The organism is Pseudomonas sp. PB105, from assembly GCF_009764655.1.
Lineage (GTDB): Bacteria > Pseudomonadota > Gammaproteobacteria > Pseudomonadales > Pseudomonadaceae > Aquipseudomonas > Aquipseudomonas cyclaminis.
Genome location: NZ_RWIO01000044.1, coordinates 84625 through 102624 on the forward strand (window position 1 = coordinate 84625; position 18000 = coordinate 102624).

Below are 18000 nucleotides of genomic sequence, written 5' to 3' on the forward strand. Positions count from 1 at the left end.
ACAGCCGCTCATGACGTCCAAGCTCGAACAACTCAAGCAATTCACCACCGTGGTCTGCGACACCGGCGACCTGGAAGCCATCAGCCGCCTGCGCCCGGTGGACGCCACCACCAACCCGTCGCTGCTGCTCAAGGCCGCCGCCATCCCGGAATACGCCGAGTTGCTGCGTAACGCGGTGAGCGTGTCCAAAGGCGATGTCGACCTGGCCTGTGACCGTTTCGCGGTGTCGGTGGGTTGCGGCATTCTCAAGGTGATTCCGGGGCGTATCTCCACCGAAGTCGACGCACGCCTGTCCTTCGACCAAGACGCGCTGTGGGCCAAGGCCAACCAATTGATTGACCTGTACGACCAGGCCGGTGTCGGCCGCGACCGTGTGCTGATCAAACTGGCGTCCACCTGGGAAGGTATCCGCACCGCCGAGCGCCTGGAAAAAGCCGGCATCCAGACCAACCTCACCCTGCTGTTCTCCTTCGCCCAGGCCCAGGCCTGCGCCGATGCCGGGGTGTTTTTGATCTCGCCGTTCGTGGGCCGCATCTACGACTGGTACCGCAAGAGCACCGGCCTGGACTACACCGGCGCCGAAGACCCGGGCGTGCAGTCAGTGACGCGCATCTACAACTACTACAAAGCCAACGCCATCCCGACGGTGGTGATGGGCGCCAGCTTCCGCACCCTCAGCCAGATCGAACAACTGGCCGGCTGCGACCGCCTGACCATCAGCCCGGACCTGCTGCAAAAGCTCGCCGAAGATAGCGCCCCGCTGGAGCGCAAACTGCAACCGGGTGCGGCGGGCGAAGCGCGTCAGCCGTTGAACGAAGCGCAGTTCCGTTGGGCGTCGAATGAAGATGCGATGGCCACCGAGAAGCTGGCGGAAGGCATTCGACAGTTTGCGCGGGATCAGGAGAAGTTGGAGAAGGTGTTGGCGGCGCTGTAACACCGCCCTCGTCAGGTGCGAGCTTGCTCGCTCCTACATCAGTGTGGCGCCACCCCCGTCCCAAACCTGCGAATCGCCAGGCAATACCCCGCCAACGCCACCGCCGCCAGCAACCCGCCCGCCACGCCGATCCAGGCGAAGCCGAAGTGGCTGCCGACCCAACTGCCCATCAGGGCGCCGCCGCCGATGCCGATGTTGTAGATGCCGGAGAACATCGCCATGGCCACATCCGTGGCGTCCGGCGCCAGTACCAGCACCTTGGATTGCATGGCCAGGCCGAAGCCCATGATCGCCATGCCCCAGAAAATGCTCAGGATCACCAGGTACGACTCGGCACCGCTCAGGGGCAGCATCAGCGTCAGGCACGCGGCCAAGATAAACACCGCGCCGACCACAAACAGGTGCGGGTTGAAGCGGTGCACCAGGCTGAACAGCAACGAGCCGATGATGCCCGCGCCGCCGAAGACCAGCAGGATCAGGGTCACGGCGCCGCCATCCATGCCGGCCACGCCTTCGACGAAGGGTTCGATATAGCTGTAGGCGGTGAATTGCGCAGTCACCGTGAGCGCGGTCAGCACGTACAGCGCCACCAGCGCCGGGCGCTTGAACAGCAGCGGCAGGCTGCGCAGGGAGCCGGAGTTCTGGCTCGGCAGCGGCGGCAAGGTGCGCGCCAGCCAGAACACCAGCCCGGCCGCGAAAACACCGATGACCAGGAAGGTGGTGCGCCAGCCCATGGCCTCGCCGAGCAGGCGACCCAGTGGAATTCCCAACACCATCGCCAATGACGTACCGGTCGCCAGCAACCCCAGGGCTTGCACCTGTTTGCCTTCCGGCGCCAGGCGCACCGCCAGGGACGCAGTGATCGACCAGAACAACGCATGGGACAAGGCAATGCCGACGCGGCTGACCATCAGCAAGCCAAAACTGTTGGCGACGCTGGAGAGGATATGGCTGACGATAAACATGCCGAACAGCACGATCAGCAATTTGCGCCGCTCGACGTTGCGCGTCAGCAGCATCACCGGCAGCGAAGTCAGGGACACGATCCAGGCGTAGATGGTGAGCATCAGGCCGACGCTGGACACGGGCATGTCGAAGCTCGCACCGATGGCGCTGAGCAGGCCGACCGGCACGAATTCGGTGGTATTGAACACAAACGCGGCCAGCGCAAGGGCGATGACCGGTTGCCAGTTGGCTTGGGGGGTTGCGGCTGAAATGCTCATTGAAGGGCGAGGTACTCTGGCGATGATCGAGCGGCCACCCAGGACAAGCGCCGCCGCCCGACATTCTATAGGTTTCTCGGCCGGCTGTTGACGCTCATCCCCCTCAAAATACCTTCAGTTTTGTCACGGTGCGGTCACGGTGACCACATAGTTCCCGGACTGAACGGGCTTACCGGTGCTGTCTACCACCCGATACCGCTGGTCGTAATATCGCCCGCTGCCGCTGTCGGCCACCAGCCTCACGTTGCCCACGGCGTTGACCGTGGTGACCGGCCGTACGTCGAACTGACTGCCTTGTCGCTTTAAGGAACAACTGATAGACAGGCCCGACTATTAAGGTTCCACCCGCCCCATCAACTCGGGAATGCTCTCCGGCCGGTTTGCGTACCGCTGCGCCAGCGCCGCACAGACCATCAATTGAATCTGGTGAAACAGCATCAATGGCAAGATCAGCACGCCCATGCTCGCCCCGGCAAACAGCACCTGGGCCATGGGTACGCCGGTCGCGAGACTCTTCTTCGAGCCGCAGAACAAAATGGTGATGCGGTCCTCCTGACTGAAGCCGAACGCCTTGCCCAGCACGCTGGAAGCCACCAGCACCAAGACCAGCAGCACACAGCAGGCGACCACCAGACCACCCAGTTCCCACAGCGGGATCTGGTGCCAGATGCCTTCATTGACTGCCTCGCTGAACGCGCCGTAGACCACCAGCAGGATCGAGCCCTGATCGACAAATTTCAGCCAGGCTTTGTTGCGGCCGACCCATTCGCCGATCCAGCGGCGCGCGATTTGCCCTGCGATAAATGGCAGCAGCAACTGCACGCTGATTTTCAGGATTGCGTCGACGGTGGAGCTGCCTTCACCGTGCACATTGAGCAACAACGTCACCAGCAACGGCGTCAGGAAGATACCGAACAGGCTCGACGCCGCCGCGCTGCAAATCGCCGCGGGGATATTGCCTCGCGCCAATGAGGTGAAGGCAATTGCCGATTGCACGGTGGCCGGCAAGGCACAGAGGTAAAGCATGCCCATGTAAAGGTCTTTGCCGATCAGCGGCGACAGCACCGGCTTGAGCGCCAGGCCCAATAAGGGGAACAGCACGAAGGTCAGGCTGAACACCAGCAGGTGCAGGCGCCAATGGCCGGCACCGGCGACGATGGCCTGGCGCGATAGCTTGGCGCCGTGCAGGAAGAACAGCAGCGCGATGGCCAGGTTGGTAACCCAGCCGAAAGCCACGGCGGTCTGGCCGCTGGCGGGCAGCAAGGACGCGAGGATCACCGTGGCGATCAGGGTCAGGGTGAAGTTGTCGGGCAGAAAACGGGGGCGTGTCATAAGCAGATCTTCCAGGGGTTGCCAAGAGCGTCACCGCGACTCTAACGTAACGGCCTGTTACCGACTAACGCCAATGAGCCAGTAAATGCCGCCTAAAGGACATGACAAGACCGTGCGCCGCAGTATCCCCGGGCTGTCCAGCCTGCCACGGCCGGTGTATGGGCGAACTGAATCCTTGCCCAATCGCGCGTTGACCCGGCGTCACAGTCACCCGTGGGTGCAATTGTCTTACGCGATTTCCGGGGTGCTGGAGATCCAGACCAGCGCCGGCCGTTTTGTCGCGCCGCCGCAGCGGGCGGTGTGGATCCCGGCGGGCATGCCGCACCGGGTGTACAGCTCGCCCCACACTGAAATGCGCAGCTTGTATCTGGATTGCAGCGTGACCGCCTGGGCCTCGCAGCTTTGCCATGTGCTGGAAGTGAGCAGCCTGTTGCGCGAATTGATCCGCAGCTTCAGTGAAGTGCCGGTGGAGTATGCCGAGGACGGTCCAGATGGGCGTCTGGCCCAAGTAGTCCTGGACCAACTCGCCGCCGCGCCCCACGTGGACTTGATGCTGCCCCTGCCCCTCGACCCGCGTTTGCGCCACATCTACCGCAGCCTCAACCTGCGCCCGGAGCAACAGACCACCTTGGGGCATTGGAGCGAAAAACTGGGGGTCAGCGAAAAGACCCTCAGCCGCTTGTTCTTGAAGGACACGGGCCTGACCTTCCGCGCCTGGCGCCAGCGCTTGCGACTATTGAGCGCCCTGCCCGCCCTGGAGCAAGGCGAGCGGGTGACGGATGTGGCGCTGGGGTGCGGGTATGAGTCGACGTCGGCGTTTATCAATGCGTTTCGGCAGCAGTTTGATGCCACACCGGGTGAGTTCTTTCGGTGAGCCCTCACACCCTGAATACCCCCGACACCCTCCCGCTCTGCGTGGAAATGCTGTTCCACACTTCGCCCGGCTGCTATTGTGCCGCGCTTTGAAAAATGGCCACCGACCTGCGAGGAAATGCACGTTGAACACTGACGAAAAAATGACCGGGGACCTGTTCGAGGTCGATAAGCGCCTGTCACTCAAACCCGTGGTGGACTTCAACACCTACCTGCGCAGCGCCTTTGGCGAAGGCCCGTGCACCTGCATCCGCTGCACCGCCAGTGGCGGCGACGAAAGCGGCTATGCGTTCCAGCACACGTTCACCTTCGACGGCAAACCCACCCACCGTCGCTTCGCCTCCACGGCGGGCAGTGATGTGTTGATGGCGTTGAAGAGGGCCTGGTTGTCTTACACCAAGGCCGAGTTGCCGCTGAGCGGCGTGCTGACCCTGGAAACGGTGAAAGAGTTTGTCGAACCGCAGTTGCACAAACGCCTGGCACCGCTGTTTCTGGCCAGCGGGTTGGTCAAGGCGGTGGACACTGAGCTGCACCTGCAACCACAAGCCGCCGCCTGACAGGCCAGCTAGGCCGGGCGGGCAGCGCCCACGTTGAACCCTGGGGTCAGCGTGTCCAGCGGCTCAGCCACTGGCCGCTCGTCGATCCCCGGCAGCAGGATGACCTTGCGGCAATCCTCTTCGCCCTTGTCGAACAGCTCATAACCTCGCGCCGCCTGCTCCAGTGACAGGCGATGCGTGACGATCGCCTCTGGGTTCAGGTGCCCCAACTCAATATGCTCCAGTAACTCCGGCAGAAAACGCTGCACGTGGGTCTGGCCCATCTTGAACGTCAGGCCCTTGTCGAACGCGTCGCCAAACATGAACCCGTGGATAAACCCGGCGTACACCCCCGCCACGCTGACCACCCCGCCGCGGCGCACGGCGGCGATGCACTGGCGCAAGGCCTTGCCGCTGCTGCCTTCGATCTTGAGCGTGGTCAGGATGGTTTCGGTAGTACTGCCCTTGGCCTCGAAGCCGACCGCGTCGACCACCCCATCGACGCCGCGCATGCCGGCGGTCTGGCGGATGATGGTGTCGGCGGGGTCATCGTCCTGCTCGAAGTTGATCGGGATCACGCCATACATTTTCTGCGCGTAGGCCAGGCGGTACGGGTGGTCATCGACCATGAAAATCTGCTCGGCGCCCAGCATCTGTGCGCACGCGGCGCTGAGCAGACCCACCGGCCCCGCGCCATAAATCGCCACGCTTGAGCCCTGCCCGATCTCGGCGTTGGTCACCGCCTGCCAGGCCGTGGGCAGGATGTCGGAGAGGAACAGCACCTTTTCATCCGCCAGCAAGCCAGGCACTTTGAACGGCCCGGTATTGGCCTTGGGCACGCGCACCAGTTCGGCCTGGCCACCGGGAATGCCGCCGTAGAGACGACTGTAGCCAAACAGTGCCGCGCCCGGTGGGATCGCCTTTTTATTCAGGATCGCACCGCGCCCATCGTTGGTGGTTTCGCAGGCGGCAAACTGCTGGAGTTGGCAGAAGAAACAATCGCCACAGGCGATCACAAACGGGATCACCACCCGGTCGCCACGCTGCACTGCCGTCACCGCCGGGCCGGTCTCTTCGACAATGCCCATGAATTCATGGCCGAAAATATCACCGTGTTCGACCGTGGGGATCTTGCCCCGGTACAGGTGCAGGTCCGAGCCACAGATCGCCGTGGCCGTGACTCGCAGAATAATGTCGTCGGGTTGCTCAATGATCGGATCGGGCACCGTGTCCACCTGCACCTTGTGCGCGCCCTGGAAAGTCATCGCTCGCATGCTCTGCGCTCCTGCTCTTGAGGGATTTATTATTAAGGGCCACACAGACAGCGAGTGTTCACTTGGCCTGGGCCAGCACCCGATCAATGGTCAGCGCGGCTCTGGGCCAGCAGACGGTCGACCACCTGTTGCAGGCACGCAAACGCTTCGGCGCCCGAAGCCTGGGCGGCGGCGTGGCAGTGCAGTTGCTCGACAGCGCTGTTACCGCCGTCCAGCAACCTGTGCAAGGTGTCAAACAGCTGCGGCTCCCCCAGGGCGTCAGCGGTGGCCGCGAAGGTGCGTTCGGCCTGTTGCAACCACTGCTCGGCAGTGCCCGTTGCGCCGTGATCGTCCAGCGCAAAGGTGCCGGCAGCGCCGTAGCGCTTGGCCTGCCATCGGTTTTCCTGGAGCAGCCAGCGGCTTTCGGCGGTGAAGGCCACACCGGGCGATGGCAGGCCACAGGCATGGGTGACCATCACGCGGTAAAACGTGGCCAGGGCCAGGGCGTCGGCCATCCTGGGGCAAGCATCGGTCATGCGCAGTTCCAGGGTCGGGTAGCGCGCCGCCGGGCGAATGCCCCACCAGCCGTTGCCATCGGCCTTGATCGCGCCGATGCGTTGCAGCAGTGCCAGGTACCGCTGATACGCGGCCCAATCGGCAAAGTGTTCCGGCACGCCCATGCGCGGCCATTCATCACAAACGGCCTGGCGGTAGCTCATGAACCCTGTGGGCGCACCGTCCCAGAACGGCGACGAGCAACTGAGCAGCAACAACAATGGCAACCAGGACGAAACCTGATTCATTACCGCAATACGGTCCACATCCGTCGGCACCGCGACATGCACATGCAAGCCGCACAGCACGCTGCGCCGCGCGACATGCTGGATAGCGTCGAACAATTGCCGGAAATGCGCGCGCTCCGTGGGCGCCTGCTCCCGCCAGTCAGCCAACGGATGGCTGCCGGCACACACCACACCCAGGCCGAATTCGCCGAGAGATCGGGCAAGGTCATGCCGCACCGTCGCCAGGTACTCCGCCGCCTCATGGCTGGTGTGGAACACCGGCGACGCCACCTCGATCTGCCCTTGGAACATTTCATCCGCAAAGCCTGCGCCAATAGCCTTCCGGCAGGCGGCCAAGACCGCCGCCGAAGGCTCGGCCAGCATGCGCCGGGTGTGCAGGTCGGTGATGAAATACTCCTCCTCGATGCCGAAGGTGAGCATCGACGTCAACGCAGGCGCGTAACGGTGAGCGCGACCACGGCAATCCGCTCGACACGCTCGTAGCCCGGCTTGTCCAGCTCTTCGCCAAACACATCGGGGTCAAGCTCGCGGTAGGTCCAGCCATAGGCATGGCTGCCGAGCAATGGTTTGACGGCCGCCAGGAACGGGTCCTCGCCACCAGCAACGATCGCCACGCCGGTGTACAACACCAGGCTACCGCCCAGCGCCAGGCGCCCCATGGATTCGCCGACAATGCGCACCGACAATTGCTCGCCCAGTGCGCCGCCGCCATGCCGATATGCACGCTGGCGGTCGTCATTCATATAGGGCGGGTTGGCGACGATAAGGTCGAACTCGCCTTCGACGCTGCCCAATACATCGCTGTGGTACGCGACCACATTGGCCAGCCCTGCCAACTCGGCATTCACTGCGGTCAGGCGCAACGCGCGCGGGTTGATGTCCACCGCCAACACCTCGGCGTCGTGCCGTGCCCGAGCCACCACCAGTGCGCCCACGCCCGCGCCGCAGCCGATGTCCACCGCGCGCTTGATCGGCTCGAAACGCTGTTGCAGATGCGCTTCAATCAGGCGCGCGAAGCGGTAACTGTCGGGCCCGAAAAACACCGCATCCGACTGGGTCGTGGGGTACGCCGAGTGAACGAACAACAGGTCATCCAGGCTCGACCAGCGCACGGCGCTGCGCCACAGCGAATCGTGCTTTTCGATCACGTCGGCCTGCTGCAATTCTTCGCAGAACGCCTCGGCCAATAGCGCGCCGTCAAACGGCATCGACCAACCGAACACGTCGCGCAGGTCCATTGCCAGCGGCGTCGCCAGGCGCTGGAAGACCCGTTCATGGGTCATGGGCGTCGGCGTGATAAAGCGGTAGCCGCTCTCCTTCAAGCCCCGGCCCAGGTTGAGCAGTGCGCGATCAGCGAGTTGTTGTGCAGACATGGGCGAATTCCTTAGCGCAGGCGCGCGCGCAATTGGATAAACCGGCGAGTGGCGTACAACCCGGCGGGCGTGCAATGGCGCCGCGCCGACAGCCACGGAATCAGCGCGTTGAGCTGCTGTTCGTCGGGCAGTTTCCACAGCGAGTCCACGAGCGCCTGGGTGTCAGGGTCGGCCGGGCGGTGCTGTTCCTGGGAAAACCGGCTGGAGCGCCCACGCCTCACCGGCGCCACGCGCTGGTCGCTGATCCACTCGCCAGCAATCCAGTCATGTAACACCTGTTTTTCATAGCCGCTGAACACGCCGAACATCGCCGCGCCCGCGCCCTCGATGAGTTGCCAGAAGCGACTCTCGGCCGGGTCCTGATTGCGCTTGATCCACCCCTTGTCCTGCAACGCCTGGAGGAACGCGCCGACCTGCCCCGGCTGCGCCAGCCACTGGTTGACGGTCTTGCCTTCGAAGCGGCAATAGTCCGAATGCATGTGCTGGCCGAAGGTGCGTTTGCGTTCGAGCATCGCCACCACTTCAGCGTGCAGGTCGAACTGCTCGATAACGGCCGTGGTGCCCGGGCCAAGGTCATTAAGGCGATAACCCTCGGCCACGCGGCGGTAGAAGTCCGCCCTGCCCTCGCCCAGCGGCAGCAGGTTCAACACCGACTGCGCCGCCTTGCACGCGTGGCCGCTGCTGGCGTTGTCGATGGTGACGTGCAGGGTGAAGTAATACGGGTCGATGCCCAGCTCGCTCAGCTCATACGAAGTGATCAACAAGTGCAGCGGCAACTGCTCGTAACCCAGGTTGTAGCCGATGACCTGCGGCAGGAATTCCTCGGCACACAGGCCCAGGGCCAGTTGCAGCGCGCCCTGCAGGTAGTGTTCGTCTTCGACGCCCGCGTCGCTGTCGGCGTCGTGATCACTGAGCAACTTGCGGTAGATCACCACATGGTTCTGCGCGGCTTCGCCGTCCCCCAACTCTTCAAGATAGGTGCTGAGCAGGCCGTCAAAACGCTGGTCTTGCCAGTAATGCAGCAGTCCATACAACCACGCCCCGTCGACCTGTTTGGTCGGGGCCACACGTTGCAATACGTACAGTGCATGGGCTTTGTTCTGGAAGTAACGGCGAGGCCGGCCTTGCTGGCGCTGCTCAAGGTAATCGGCGTAGTCCTGAGCGACCGCAGCACAACGCTGCTCAACCCAGGCCAAGAGCTGTTCCGGCTCAGCGGGCAGCTCGTTGGTGGCATCCTGTACCCGGGCCAATTGGGTTTGCAGGAACTCGCGCGCCACGCTCTCGGCGTTCGGCGCTTCGCCATACAGGTGTTGATAAACCCGCTGATACTCTCCGTAGCCCGAGTGATGCATAGAGGCCAGTTGGCCCGACAGCGCCGTTAATAGCGTCATAATGGCAGTTCCCGCAAAGTCCGAGACAACGCCCCTTCAACAAGAGGCCCCGCAAGAGCGCTCAAAATCACGCGCTTCTGAAGGAAAGAGCATCGGGCCTGGCGGAAAATTCAATCGGGATTCGAACATGCCTGATCAGTGGCGCCCGTTCGCCGTACGCCTCATGTGCCGCCATGAACACACCCTCGGCAGTCCACGCCGCGGATTGCGGAGTAGCAGAAAAACAAAACGGCACCTGAGTGCCGTTCTGCCCAACCCTAGATTTTTACTTGCGCGCCGCCTCCCACGACTTGAGCAGGTCGTTGTAGCTAACGGTCTCGCCTTTCGGCTTCTCGTTCGCCAGTTTCGGTTTTGGCGCGCCCGGTTGGTCGAACCAGTATTGCGCGTCACGCTCGGGGTTCATTTTCGGACCGCACACCGGTTGCACTTTGGAGCGTTCCAGGCGCGTCATGATCGCGTCCTGTTCCTTGGCCAGGTTGTCCAGCGCCTGTTGCGGGGTTTTCTCGCCGCTGGCGGCCGAGGCGATGTTGCTCCACCACAGCTGCGCCAGGCGCGGATAGTCCGGCACGTTGGTACCGGTTGGTGACCACTCGGTGCGCGCCGGGCTGCGGTAGAACTCCACCAGGCCGCCGAGTTTGGGGGCCATGTCGGTCATGGCTTGCGAGTTGATGTCGGACTCACGAATCGGCGTCAAACCGACGATGGTTTTCTTCAGCGAGACGGTTTTGGACGTCACGAACTGAGCGTAGAGCCAGGCCGCGAGTTTCTGCTTCTCGGGCGTGGACTTGAGGAAGGTCCAGGAGCCTACGTCCTGATAGCCCTTCTTCATGCCCTTTTCCCAGTAAGGTCCGACAGGCGACGGCGCCATGCGCCATTTCGGCGTGCCGTCGGCATTCACCACCGGCAGGCCAGGCTTGACCATGTCGGCGGTAAACGCGGTGTACCAGAAGATCTGCTGGGCGATGTTGCCTTGGGAAGGTACCGGGCCGGATTCGGAGAAAGTCATGCCCGCCGCTTCCGGTGGCGCGTAGGCCTTCATCCAGTCCACGTATTTCTGCGTGGCGAACACAGCGGCCGGGCCGTTGGTATCGCCGCCACGGGTCACGCTGGAGCCCACCGGATGGCAGTCCTCCACGCGAATGCCCCACTCGTCCACCGGCAAGCCGTTGGGCAGGCCTTTGTCGCCGCCACCGGCCATGGAGAACCAGGCATCGGTGAAGCGCCAGCCCAGGGACGGGTCTTTCTTGCCGTAGTCCATGTGCCCATAAATGCGCTTGCCGTCGATTTCCTTGACGTCTTCGCTGAAGAACTTGGCGATGTCTTCATAGGCCGACCAGTTCACCGGTACGCCGAGGTCGTAGCCGTATTTTTCCTTGAACTTGGCTTTCAGTTCCGGACGCTCGAACCAGTCGGCGCGGAACCAATAGAGGTTGGCGAATTGCTGGTCGGGCAGTTGATAGATCTTGCCGTCCGGCGCGGTGGTGAAGGACAGGCCGATAAAGTCCTTGAGGTCGAGGGTCGGCGAGGTGAAGTCCTTGCCTTCGTTGGCCATCAGGTCGGTGATCGATTCGGTCTTGCCATAGCGAAAGTGCGTACCGATCAAGTCGGAATCGTTGACCCAGCCGTCATAGATGTTCTTGTCGGACTGCATCTGGGTTTGCAGCTTCTCCACCACGTCGCCTTCCTGCAGCAGGTCGTGGGTCAGCTTGATGCCGGTGATTTCACTGAAGGCCTTGGCCAGCACCTTGGACTCGTATTCATGGGTGGTGAGGGTTTCCGACACCACGTTGATCTTCATCCCACGGAACGGTTCCGACGCCTTGATAAACCATTTCAACTCTTCGAGCTGCTGGGCTTCGGTGAGGGTGGACGGTTTGAACTCGCTGCCGATCCATTTCTTCGCGGCATCTTCGTACGCATCGGCCCAGGCCGAAGCGCTCAAACCGCTCAGGGCCAGTACGGCGGCCAATGAAATGCTATGTCGCAGCTTATTGTTCTTATTCAACATAGAGACCTCCTGGTTGTTTATTCATAAGGGCACTAGCCCCAACGCATCACACTCAACAGCCATACCAGGGAGAGCGCGGACGCCACCCAGATGCTCCAGTCGGTAACGCCGATCACCAGCAAATGCAGGTAGGCGCTGCCGAGAAGACCGATAAACAAGCGATCACCACGGGTGGTGCTGATCGGTAACAAACCCCGCCGGGGGATGCTCGGCGAGCGCAGTTCCCAGGTGGTCATGCCCGCCAGGATGAGGGCGATGCCGCCGAAGAACAGTGCAGTGGGGGTAGTCCAGGCCATCCATTCCATCATCGACTCCTCAGACCCGGCCCAGGGCAAAGCCCTTGGCCACGTGGTTGCGAACAAACCAGATCACCAGCATGCCCGGCAGGATGGTCAACACCCCCGCCGCTGCCAGCACGCCCCAATCGATGCCAGACGCCGACACCGTACGCGTCATCACCGCCGCGATAGGCTTGGCGTTGACCGAGGTCAGGGTGCGCGCCAGCAGCAGCTCGACCCAGGAAAACATGAAGCAGAAAAACGCGGTGACACCGATGCCGGAGCCGATCAACGGGATGAAAATTTTCACGAAAAACTTCGGAAACGAGTAGCCGTCAATGTAGGCAGTTTCGTCGATCTCCTTGGGCACGCCGGACATAAACCCCTCTAGGATCCACACCGCCAACGGCACGTTGAACAGGCAGTGAGCCAGGGCTACAGCGATATGCGTATCGAACAGGCCGATGGACGAATACAGCTGGAAAAACGGCAGCAAAAACACCGCCGGCGGCGCCATGCGGTTGGTCAGCAGCCAGAAAAACAGGTGCTTGTCGCCCAGGAAACGATAGCGCGAGAAAGCATAGGCTGCCGGCAGCGCCACGCTCAGGGAAATCACCGTGTTCAGGCTCACGTAGTACAGCGAGTTGAGATAGCCGGTGTACCAACTCGGGTCGGTGAAGATCACCTTGTAGTTGGCCAGGGTGAAATCCTGCGGAAACAACGTCAGCCCGCCGAGGATTTCGGTGTTGCTCTTGAAGGACATGTTCAGCAGCCAGTAGATCGGCACCAGCAGGAACAGGATGTAGATCAGCAACGGGATCAGCTTGCGTTTGCTCATGTTGGCGGCCTCAGCGGTTGGCGTCGGAGTGGGTCATGGCGGTGTAGAACAGCCAGGACACCAACAGGATGATCAGGAAGTACACCAGCGAAAACGCTGCCGCCGGGCCCAGGTCGAATTGGCCTACGGCCATCTGGGTCAAGGTCTGACTGAGGAAAGTGGTGGCGTTACCCGGTCCGCCGCCCGTCAGGACGAAGGGCTCGGTGTAGATCATGAAGCTGTCCATAAACCGCAGCATGACCGCGATCAGCAGCACGCTCTTCATCTTGGGCAGTTGGATATGTCGGAAAACTGCCCAGGCCGATGCACGATCAATCCGAGCGGCCTGGTAGTACACGTCCGGAATCGCCCGCAACCCCGAATAGCACAGCAACGCCACCAGTGAAGTCCAGTGCCACACGTCCATCACCAGCACAGTGACCCAGGCATCCGCCGTGTTGGCCGCGTAGTTGTAGCTGATGCCTACCGCGTTGAGGCTGTACCCCAGCAGGCCGATATCGGCGCGGCCAAAGATCTGCCAGATCGTGCCCACCACGTTCCACGGAATCAGCAACGGAATCGCCAGCACGATCAACACCAGCGACGACCAGCGACCCTTGGTCGGCATGGTCAGGGCGATGGCGATGCCCAGGGGAATTTCGATCAACAGCACACAGGCTGAATAGATGAACTGGCGCAGCAGCGAGTCGTGCAGCCGCGGGTCGAGCAATACCTGCTTGTACCAGTCGGCGCCGACAAAGTAGCGGCTGGACTGGTCGAAGATGTCCTGCACCGAGTAATTGACCACCGTCATCATCGGGATAACCGCACTGAACGCCACCAGTAGGAACACCGGCAGCACCAGCCACCAGGCCTTGTTGTTCTGCACCTTGTTCATGGCTGCACCTCCAGCAGGTAATCGTCGGCGTAGAGCATCAGCCATTGCGCGGGAAAGCTGATGGACGCCGTGCCTTCAGGCACCGGTTTGTCTTCGGCCAAACGCACTTTCAAGGTGGCGCCATCGAGGTTGAGGGTCATGATCTTGTAGGTGCCAAGGTCTTCCAGATGTGTGACGCCGGCCTGCAGGGCGTCGGGGTTGTACTCGTCCCACACATGGATAAATTCCGGGCGGATACCCACCTGCAACTTCTTGTAGTCGGTGCTGGCAATGCGTTGTTGCAACGCATCGGGCAATGGCAAGTGGGTGCCGGCAAACCGCACCCCGCCCGCCTCGGCCTGCACTTCGATCAGATTCATCCCTGGGCTGCCGATGAAGTAGCCGACAAACGTGTGGCTCGGCCGCTCGAACAGCTCCCGTGGCGTGCCGAACTGCACGATCTGCCCGCCGTACATCACCGCGATTTTGTCGGCGAAGGTGGAAGCCTCCAACTGGTCGTGGGTGACGTAGACCATGGTGATGTTGAACTGCTCGTGGATCTGCTTGAGCTTGCGCCGCAGTTTCCATTTGAGGTGCGGGTCGATCACCGTCAGCGGCTCGTCGAAGAGGATCGCCGAGACGTCGTCGCGCACCAGGCCACGGCCCATGGAGACTTTCTGCTTTTCGTCGGCGGTGAGGTTGCGCGCTTTCTTGCTCAGCAGGGTTTGCAGGTCGAGGACTTCGGCAATTTCCTGCACCTTGCTGTGAATTTTCGCCTCGGCCATGCCCTGATTTCGTAGCGGGAACGCCAGGTTGTCGAACACCGTCATGGTGTCGTACACCACCGGGAACTGGAACACCTGGGCGATGTTGCGTTTTTCTGGCGTGAGGTCGTTGACCACTTGGGTGTCGAACAGCACCTGGCCTTCAGACGGGCTGAGCAAACCGGAGATGATATTGAGCAGGGTCGACTTGCCGCAGCCTGACGGACCAAGCAAGGCGTAGGCACCGCCCTGCTCCCACACGTGGTTCATTTCCCGGATCGCGTAGTCTTCCGGTCCGGTCGGCGTAGGGTTATAGCTGTGCGCCAGGTTCTGCAAATGGATCTCGGCCATCACGCAACCCTCGCGACACGGCGTCCGGGAGCCTGGACCAAACGGCCCTGACCATCGAACACAAACAGTTTATGGGTGGGGATATACACGCGGATCGGCGCGTCAACGTCGTACTCATGCACCCCCGGCAAATGCAGCACCAGCAGGAAGTGTTCGCTGCGCACGTGCAGGAAGGTTTCCGAGCCACTGATTTCGGCGACTTCTACGGTCACCGCCAGCTCAAGGTCGTCGTCGTTGCTCGGCACCAGGCTGATATGGCTGGGGCGCACACCGAAGCGAAAATCGCCTTCGCCGATGGGACGCAGGTCAACATTGAGTGGGAAATGTACGAAATTGGCGAAGCTCACTTCATTGCCGCTGATACGCCCCGGCATCAGGTTGATCGGTGGCTCGGAAAACAGCTCGGCCGCGAGCACGGTGTGTGGCTGGTGGTAAACCTCGGCAGCCTTGCCACTCTGGATCACCCGGCCTTCGTGAAGGATGGTAGTAGTGCCGCCGAGGGCCAGGGCTTCGTTGGGTTCGGTAGTGGCGTAGATCGCAATGGTGTGGCGGGCCTGGAACAGCTCGCGCATTTCCTGACGCAGCTCTTCGCGCAGTTTGTAGTCCAGGTTCACCAGCGGCTCGTCGAACAGGATCAGTTCGGCATCCTTGACCAGGGCGCGGGCCATGGCCGTGCGCTGCTGCTGGCCACCGGACAGCTCCAGCGGGTGACGCTTCAGGAACTTCTCGATGCGCAGCATCCGAGCGGTTTCCAGCACCTTGCTCTGGATCACCTCGTTGGACACACCGGCCTGGCGCAACGGCGAGGCGATGTTCTCGAACACGGTCATGGTCGGATAGTTGATGAACTGCTGATACACCATCGACACGTTGCGCAGGCGCACCGGCTTGTGGGTGACGTCGACGCCATTCATCAGGATGCGACCGCTGTCGGGCTTGTCCAGGCCGGCCATCAGGCGCATCAGGCTGGTCTTGCCGGACAGGGTGCGACCGAGCAGCACGTTGAAGGAACCGGGCTCGAAACGCAGGGTGGCATCGTCGATCCAGGTTTGGCCTTCGACGACGCGGGAGACATGTTCCAGGGTCAATGACATGACACGACCTTTTTTATTATTGGAATGAATCTGGCCAGTCGTCAGAGCGAGTTTCGTGCCAAAACCGGCAGGTGCTTGATCCACAAGGAAATGGGACATATGGGATGTTCGGGAGTGAACAATCGGGCTGAACAACTGAACACTTCGAGGGTTGACAATGAACAGTTCTGAACAACACTAATGGGGCCCCCGCGCCTGCGGGGCCCCATAAAAACAATAAAAACAGAAGGTCGCCCGATGGCCGAACCCTTGGCTCACGACACCATCATCCAGGACTCCTGGCGCCGTTGCCGCGCCTTTGGCCTGGACCACCAGAGCACGCCCAGCTTCGATCAACTGCCTGCCGAGGGCATCAGCCAACTACTGGAAAGCCAGCATTCCCTGGTGCAGACCACCCACCAGGAAGTCCTGCCCTACTACGAGAACATCCTCAGTAATTCCAATTGCCTGATCATGCTGGCCGACAACCAGGGCCAGGTGCTGACCTCGTGGGGTACCCAGCGGTTTATCGAGCCCAAGCTGGCCCGTGGGTTCAGCGCCGGTGCCAGTTGGAAGGAACGCTCCAGCGGTACCAATGCCATCGGCACCGCGCTGGCTTGTGCCCAGGCGGTGCATATCGAACACGACGAACACTTCCTCAAGGCCAACCGTTTCATGACGGGTTCGGCAGCGCCGATCTTCGATGCCCAGCGCGAAATCATCGCGGTGCTGGATGTGTCCAGCGACAGCTACCTGCCGCCCTCTCACACCTTGGGCATGGTCAAGATGATGAGTCAGACCGTGGAGAACCGGCTGATCCTCAACCTGTTTCGCGGCGAGCATTTCCAACTGACCTTCAACACCGGCCTGAGCAACCTGGACAGCCAGTGGGCGGGCCTGCTGATCTTTGATGACAGCGGCCAGGTGCTGTCGGCCAACCGTCGCGCCGACAACCTGCTGGGCATCAGCCTGTCGCGGATGATGATCGACAGTTTGTTCAAAGTGTCGCTGCTGGAACTGCTCAACCAGCCGGAGGGCTTGCCGTTTTCGTTGCAGGCGGCCGGGCGCAATCGGTTTCAGTGCCTGTTGAAGCGCCCCAAACAGATGCCGGTGCAGGCGCGTGTGTTCAGCGAGCCGGTTATGTCGAAGCCGGCAGCCATTGGCCTCAAGACCCTGCATTTTGGCGATATGCGCGTGGAGAAAGCCGTGCGCCAGGCCGAGCGGTTGCTGGAAAAAGACATCCCGCTGCTGATTCATGGTGAAACCGGCGTGGGCAAAGAGGTGTTCGTCAAAGCCCTGCACCAGGCCAGTTCCCGCAGCCAGAAGGCATTTATCGCGGTGAACTGTGCGGCGATTCCCGCTGAGCTGGTGGAATCGGAGCTGTTCGGTTACGAGAAAGGCGCGTTCACCGGCGCCAATCAGAAAGGCAGCATCGGCCTGATCCGCAAGGCCGACAAGGGCACGCTGTTTCTCGATGAGATCGGCGATATGCCGCTACCGACCCAGGCGCGCCTGCTGCGTGTGTTGCAGGAGCGTTGCGTGCAACCGGTGGGCAGCAGCGAGTTGTTCCCGGTGGATTTGCGCATTATCTCGGCGACCAACCGCGCACTGCGCGAACAGGTGCAGGCCGGGCGTTTTCGTGAGGATTTGTACTACCGCATCGGCGGCCTGACCCTGGAATTGCCGCCCTTGCGCGAGCGGACCGACAAGCAGGCGCTGTTCCAGCAACTGTGGCAACAACACCGCGAGCCCACCCAATGGGCCGGTTTGAGCGCCGAGGTACTGGCGCTGTTCGAGCAGCACCCGTGGCCGGGGAATTTGCGCCAGGTGAGCAGCGTGTTGCAGGTGGCGTTGGCGATGGCCGAGGAGCAGCCGATAAGGCCGGAGCATCTGCCGGATGATTTTTTTGTGGACTTGAACGTGCCTGCGCCGCTGCCGACCAGTGAGTACCTGGACGACAGCATTGACCTGACCCAGCGCTTGAAGGCGGTAGGCGGCAATATCTCCCACTTGGCACGGGAGTTGGGGGTAAGCCGCAACACTTTGTACAAACGCCTGCGCCAAGGCAATGAATGCCCCCCGTAGAGGCCCACAGATCGCAGGGCGTCAATACG

At 61.8% G+C, this 18000-nt stretch carries 17 protein-coding genes; 4 read left to right on the plus strand and 13 right to left on the minus strand.

Annotated features, from left to right (window positions below):
• The first annotated feature begins 10 nt into the window (after positions 1-10).
• Positions 11-934, plus strand: a complete 924-nt coding sequence (gene tal / locus EJD88_RS11870) for a transaldolase (protein ID WP_158878040.1) — start codon at positions 11-13, stop codon at positions 932-934.
• A 38-nt stretch (positions 935-972) separates the two neighbouring features.
• Here the strand turns inward: tal and EJD88_RS11875 are convergent, their stop codons facing one another.
• From EJD88_RS11875 to EJD88_RS11885, 3 genes are all read right to left on the minus strand, one after another.
• Positions 973-2157, minus strand: a complete 1185-nt coding sequence (locus EJD88_RS11875) for a sugar transporter (protein WP_158878041.1) — start codon at positions 2155-2157, stop codon at positions 973-975.
• Between the two features lie 123 nt (positions 2158-2280).
• Positions 2281-2409: a hypothetical protein gene (locus EJD88_RS27215; protein ID WP_371926555.1), complete on the minus strand. Its 129-nt coding sequence runs from the start codon at positions 2407-2409 to the stop codon at positions 2281-2283.
• 81 nt (positions 2410-2490) lie between these two features.
• On the minus strand, positions 2491-3489 hold the full coding sequence (locus EJD88_RS11885) for a bile acid:sodium symporter family protein (protein ID WP_158878042.1): 999 nt from the start codon (positions 3487-3489) through the stop codon (positions 2491-2493).
• Positions 3490-3574: 85 nt separating this feature from the next.
• Between EJD88_RS11885 and EJD88_RS11890 the strand changes: the two genes are divergently transcribed.
• Positions 3575-4363, plus strand: coding sequence for a helix-turn-helix domain-containing protein (locus EJD88_RS11890; RefSeq protein ID WP_158878043.1), 789 nt, complete (start codon positions 3575-3577; stop codon positions 4361-4363).
• Positions 4364-4487: 124 nt separating this feature from the next.
• The gene (locus tag EJD88_RS11895) at positions 4488-4919 is read left to right on the plus strand and encodes a hypothetical protein (RefSeq protein WP_158878044.1); all 432 of its coding nucleotides are present in this window, start codon (positions 4488-4490) and stop codon (positions 4917-4919) included.
• 8 nt (positions 4920-4927) lie between these two features.
• Here the strand turns inward: EJD88_RS11895 and EJD88_RS11900 are convergent, their stop codons facing one another.
• From EJD88_RS11900 to EJD88_RS11945, 10 genes are all read right to left on the minus strand, one after another.
• Positions 4928-6172: a zinc-dependent alcohol dehydrogenase gene (locus tag EJD88_RS11900; protein WP_158878045.1), complete on the minus strand. Its 1245-nt coding sequence runs from the start codon at positions 6170-6172 to the stop codon at positions 4928-4930.
• A gap of 83 nt (positions 6173-6255) precedes the next feature.
• The gene (locus EJD88_RS11905) at positions 6256-7374 is read right to left on the minus strand and encodes a carboxylate-amine ligase (RefSeq protein ID WP_099586959.1); all 1119 of its coding nucleotides are present in this window, start codon (positions 7372-7374) and stop codon (positions 6256-6258) included.
• A gap of 5 nt (positions 7375-7379) precedes the next feature.
• The gene (locus EJD88_RS11910; protein WP_158878046.1) at positions 7380-8327 is read right to left on the minus strand and encodes a class I SAM-dependent methyltransferase; all 948 of its coding nucleotides are present in this window, start codon (positions 8325-8327) and stop codon (positions 7380-7382) included.
• 11 nt (positions 8328-8338) lie between these two features.
• Positions 8339-9718, minus strand: a complete 1380-nt coding sequence (locus EJD88_RS11915) for an iron-containing redox enzyme family protein (RefSeq protein WP_158878047.1) — start codon at positions 9716-9718, stop codon at positions 8339-8341.
• Between the two features lie 265 nt (positions 9719-9983).
• Positions 9984-11726 carry an ABC transporter substrate-binding protein gene (locus tag EJD88_RS11920; protein WP_112195839.1) on the minus strand — a complete coding sequence of 581 codons (1743 nt, stop codon included), beginning with the start codon at positions 11724-11726 and terminating at the stop codon, positions 9984-9986.
• Between the two features lie 32 nt (positions 11727-11758).
• Complete coding sequence (locus EJD88_RS11925; protein WP_014718862.1) at positions 11759-12031, minus strand: DUF2160 domain-containing protein; 273 nt, start codon at positions 12029-12031, stop codon at positions 11759-11761.
• 10 nt (positions 12032-12041) lie between these two features.
• Positions 12042-12842 carry a carbohydrate ABC transporter permease gene (locus tag EJD88_RS11930; protein WP_003232361.1) on the minus strand — a complete coding sequence of 267 codons (801 nt, stop codon included), beginning with the start codon at positions 12840-12842 and terminating at the stop codon, positions 12042-12044.
• Positions 12843-12852: 10 nt separating this feature from the next.
• Positions 12853-13719 carry a carbohydrate ABC transporter permease gene (locus EJD88_RS11935; RefSeq protein ID WP_099586963.1) on the minus strand — a complete coding sequence of 289 codons (867 nt, stop codon included), beginning with the start codon at positions 13717-13719 and terminating at the stop codon, positions 12853-12855.
• Positions 13716-14813, minus strand: a complete 1098-nt coding sequence (locus EJD88_RS11940; RefSeq protein WP_099586964.1) for an ABC transporter ATP-binding protein — start codon at positions 14811-14813, stop codon at positions 13716-13718. Before EJD88_RS11940 ends, EJD88_RS11935 begins: the two co-directional genes overlap by 4 nt.
• Positions 14813-15907, minus strand: a complete 1095-nt coding sequence (locus EJD88_RS11945) for an ABC transporter ATP-binding protein (protein WP_099587036.1) — start codon at positions 15905-15907, stop codon at positions 14813-14815. Before EJD88_RS11945 ends, EJD88_RS11940 begins: the two co-directional genes overlap by 1 nt.
• A gap of 237 nt (positions 15908-16144) precedes the next feature.
• On the opposite strand from EJD88_RS11945, the gene EJD88_RS11950 reads away from it, so the two are divergent.
• The gene (locus EJD88_RS11950; RefSeq protein ID WP_158878048.1) at positions 16145-17971 is read left to right on the plus strand and encodes a sigma-54-dependent Fis family transcriptional regulator; all 1827 of its coding nucleotides are present in this window, start codon (positions 16145-16147) and stop codon (positions 17969-17971) included.
• Positions 17972-18000 lie beyond the last annotated feature (29 nt).

What these genes read in the sequence shown, in the direction of transcription:
- EJD88_RS11910 (WP_158878046.1), bottom strand. Translation starts at nt 8,327, where the DNA reads ATGTCTGCACAACAACTCGCTGATCGCGCACTGCTCAACCTGGGCCGG.
- EJD88_RS11890 (WP_158878043.1), top strand. Translation starts at nt 3,575, where the DNA reads ATGCCGCCTAAAGGACATGACAAGACCGTGCGCCGCAGTATCCCCGGG.
- EJD88_RS11925 (WP_014718862.1), bottom strand. Translation starts at nt 12,031, where the DNA reads ATGGAATGGATGGCCTGGACTACCCCCACTGCACTGTTCTTCGGCGGC.
- EJD88_RS11940 (WP_099586964.1), bottom strand. Translation starts at nt 14,813, where the DNA reads ATGGCCGAGATCCATTTGCAGAACCTGGCGCACAGCTATAACCCTACG.
- EJD88_RS11945 (WP_099587036.1), bottom strand. Translation starts at nt 15,907, where the DNA reads ATGTCATTGACCCTGGAACATGTCTCCCGCGTCGTCGAAGGCCAAACC.
- EJD88_RS11875 (WP_158878041.1), bottom strand. Translation starts at nt 2,157, where the DNA reads ATGAGCATTTCAGCCGCAACCCCCCAAGCCAACTGGCAACCGGTCATC.
- EJD88_RS11935 (WP_099586963.1), bottom strand. Translation starts at nt 13,719, where the DNA reads ATGAACAAGGTGCAGAACAACAAGGCCTGGTGGCTGGTGCTGCCGGTG.
- EJD88_RS11920 (WP_112195839.1), bottom strand. Translation starts at nt 11,726, where the DNA reads ATGTTGAATAAGAACAATAAGCTGCGACATAGCATTTCATTGGCCGCC.
- EJD88_RS11905 (WP_099586959.1), bottom strand. Translation starts at nt 7,374, where the DNA reads ATGCTCACCTTCGGCATCGAGGAGGAGTATTTCATCACCGACCTGCAC.
- EJD88_RS11885 (WP_158878042.1), bottom strand. Translation starts at nt 3,489, where the DNA reads ATGACACGCCCCCGTTTTCTGCCCGACAACTTCACCCTGACCCTGATC.
- EJD88_RS11950 (WP_158878048.1), top strand. Translation starts at nt 16,145, where the DNA reads ATGGCCGAACCCTTGGCTCACGACACCATCATCCAGGACTCCTGGCGC.
- EJD88_RS11900 (WP_158878045.1), bottom strand. Translation starts at nt 6,172, where the DNA reads ATGCGAGCGATGACTTTCCAGGGCGCGCACAAGGTGCAGGTGGACACG.
- EJD88_RS11930 (WP_003232361.1), bottom strand. Translation starts at nt 12,842, where the DNA reads ATGAGCAAACGCAAGCTGATCCCGTTGCTGATCTACATCCTGTTCCTG.
- EJD88_RS11915 (WP_158878047.1), bottom strand. Translation starts at nt 9,718, where the DNA reads ATGACGCTATTAACGGCGCTGTCGGGCCAACTGGCCTCTATGCATCAC.
- tal (WP_158878040.1), top strand. Translation starts at nt 11, where the DNA reads ATGACGTCCAAGCTCGAACAACTCAAGCAATTCACCACCGTGGTCTGC.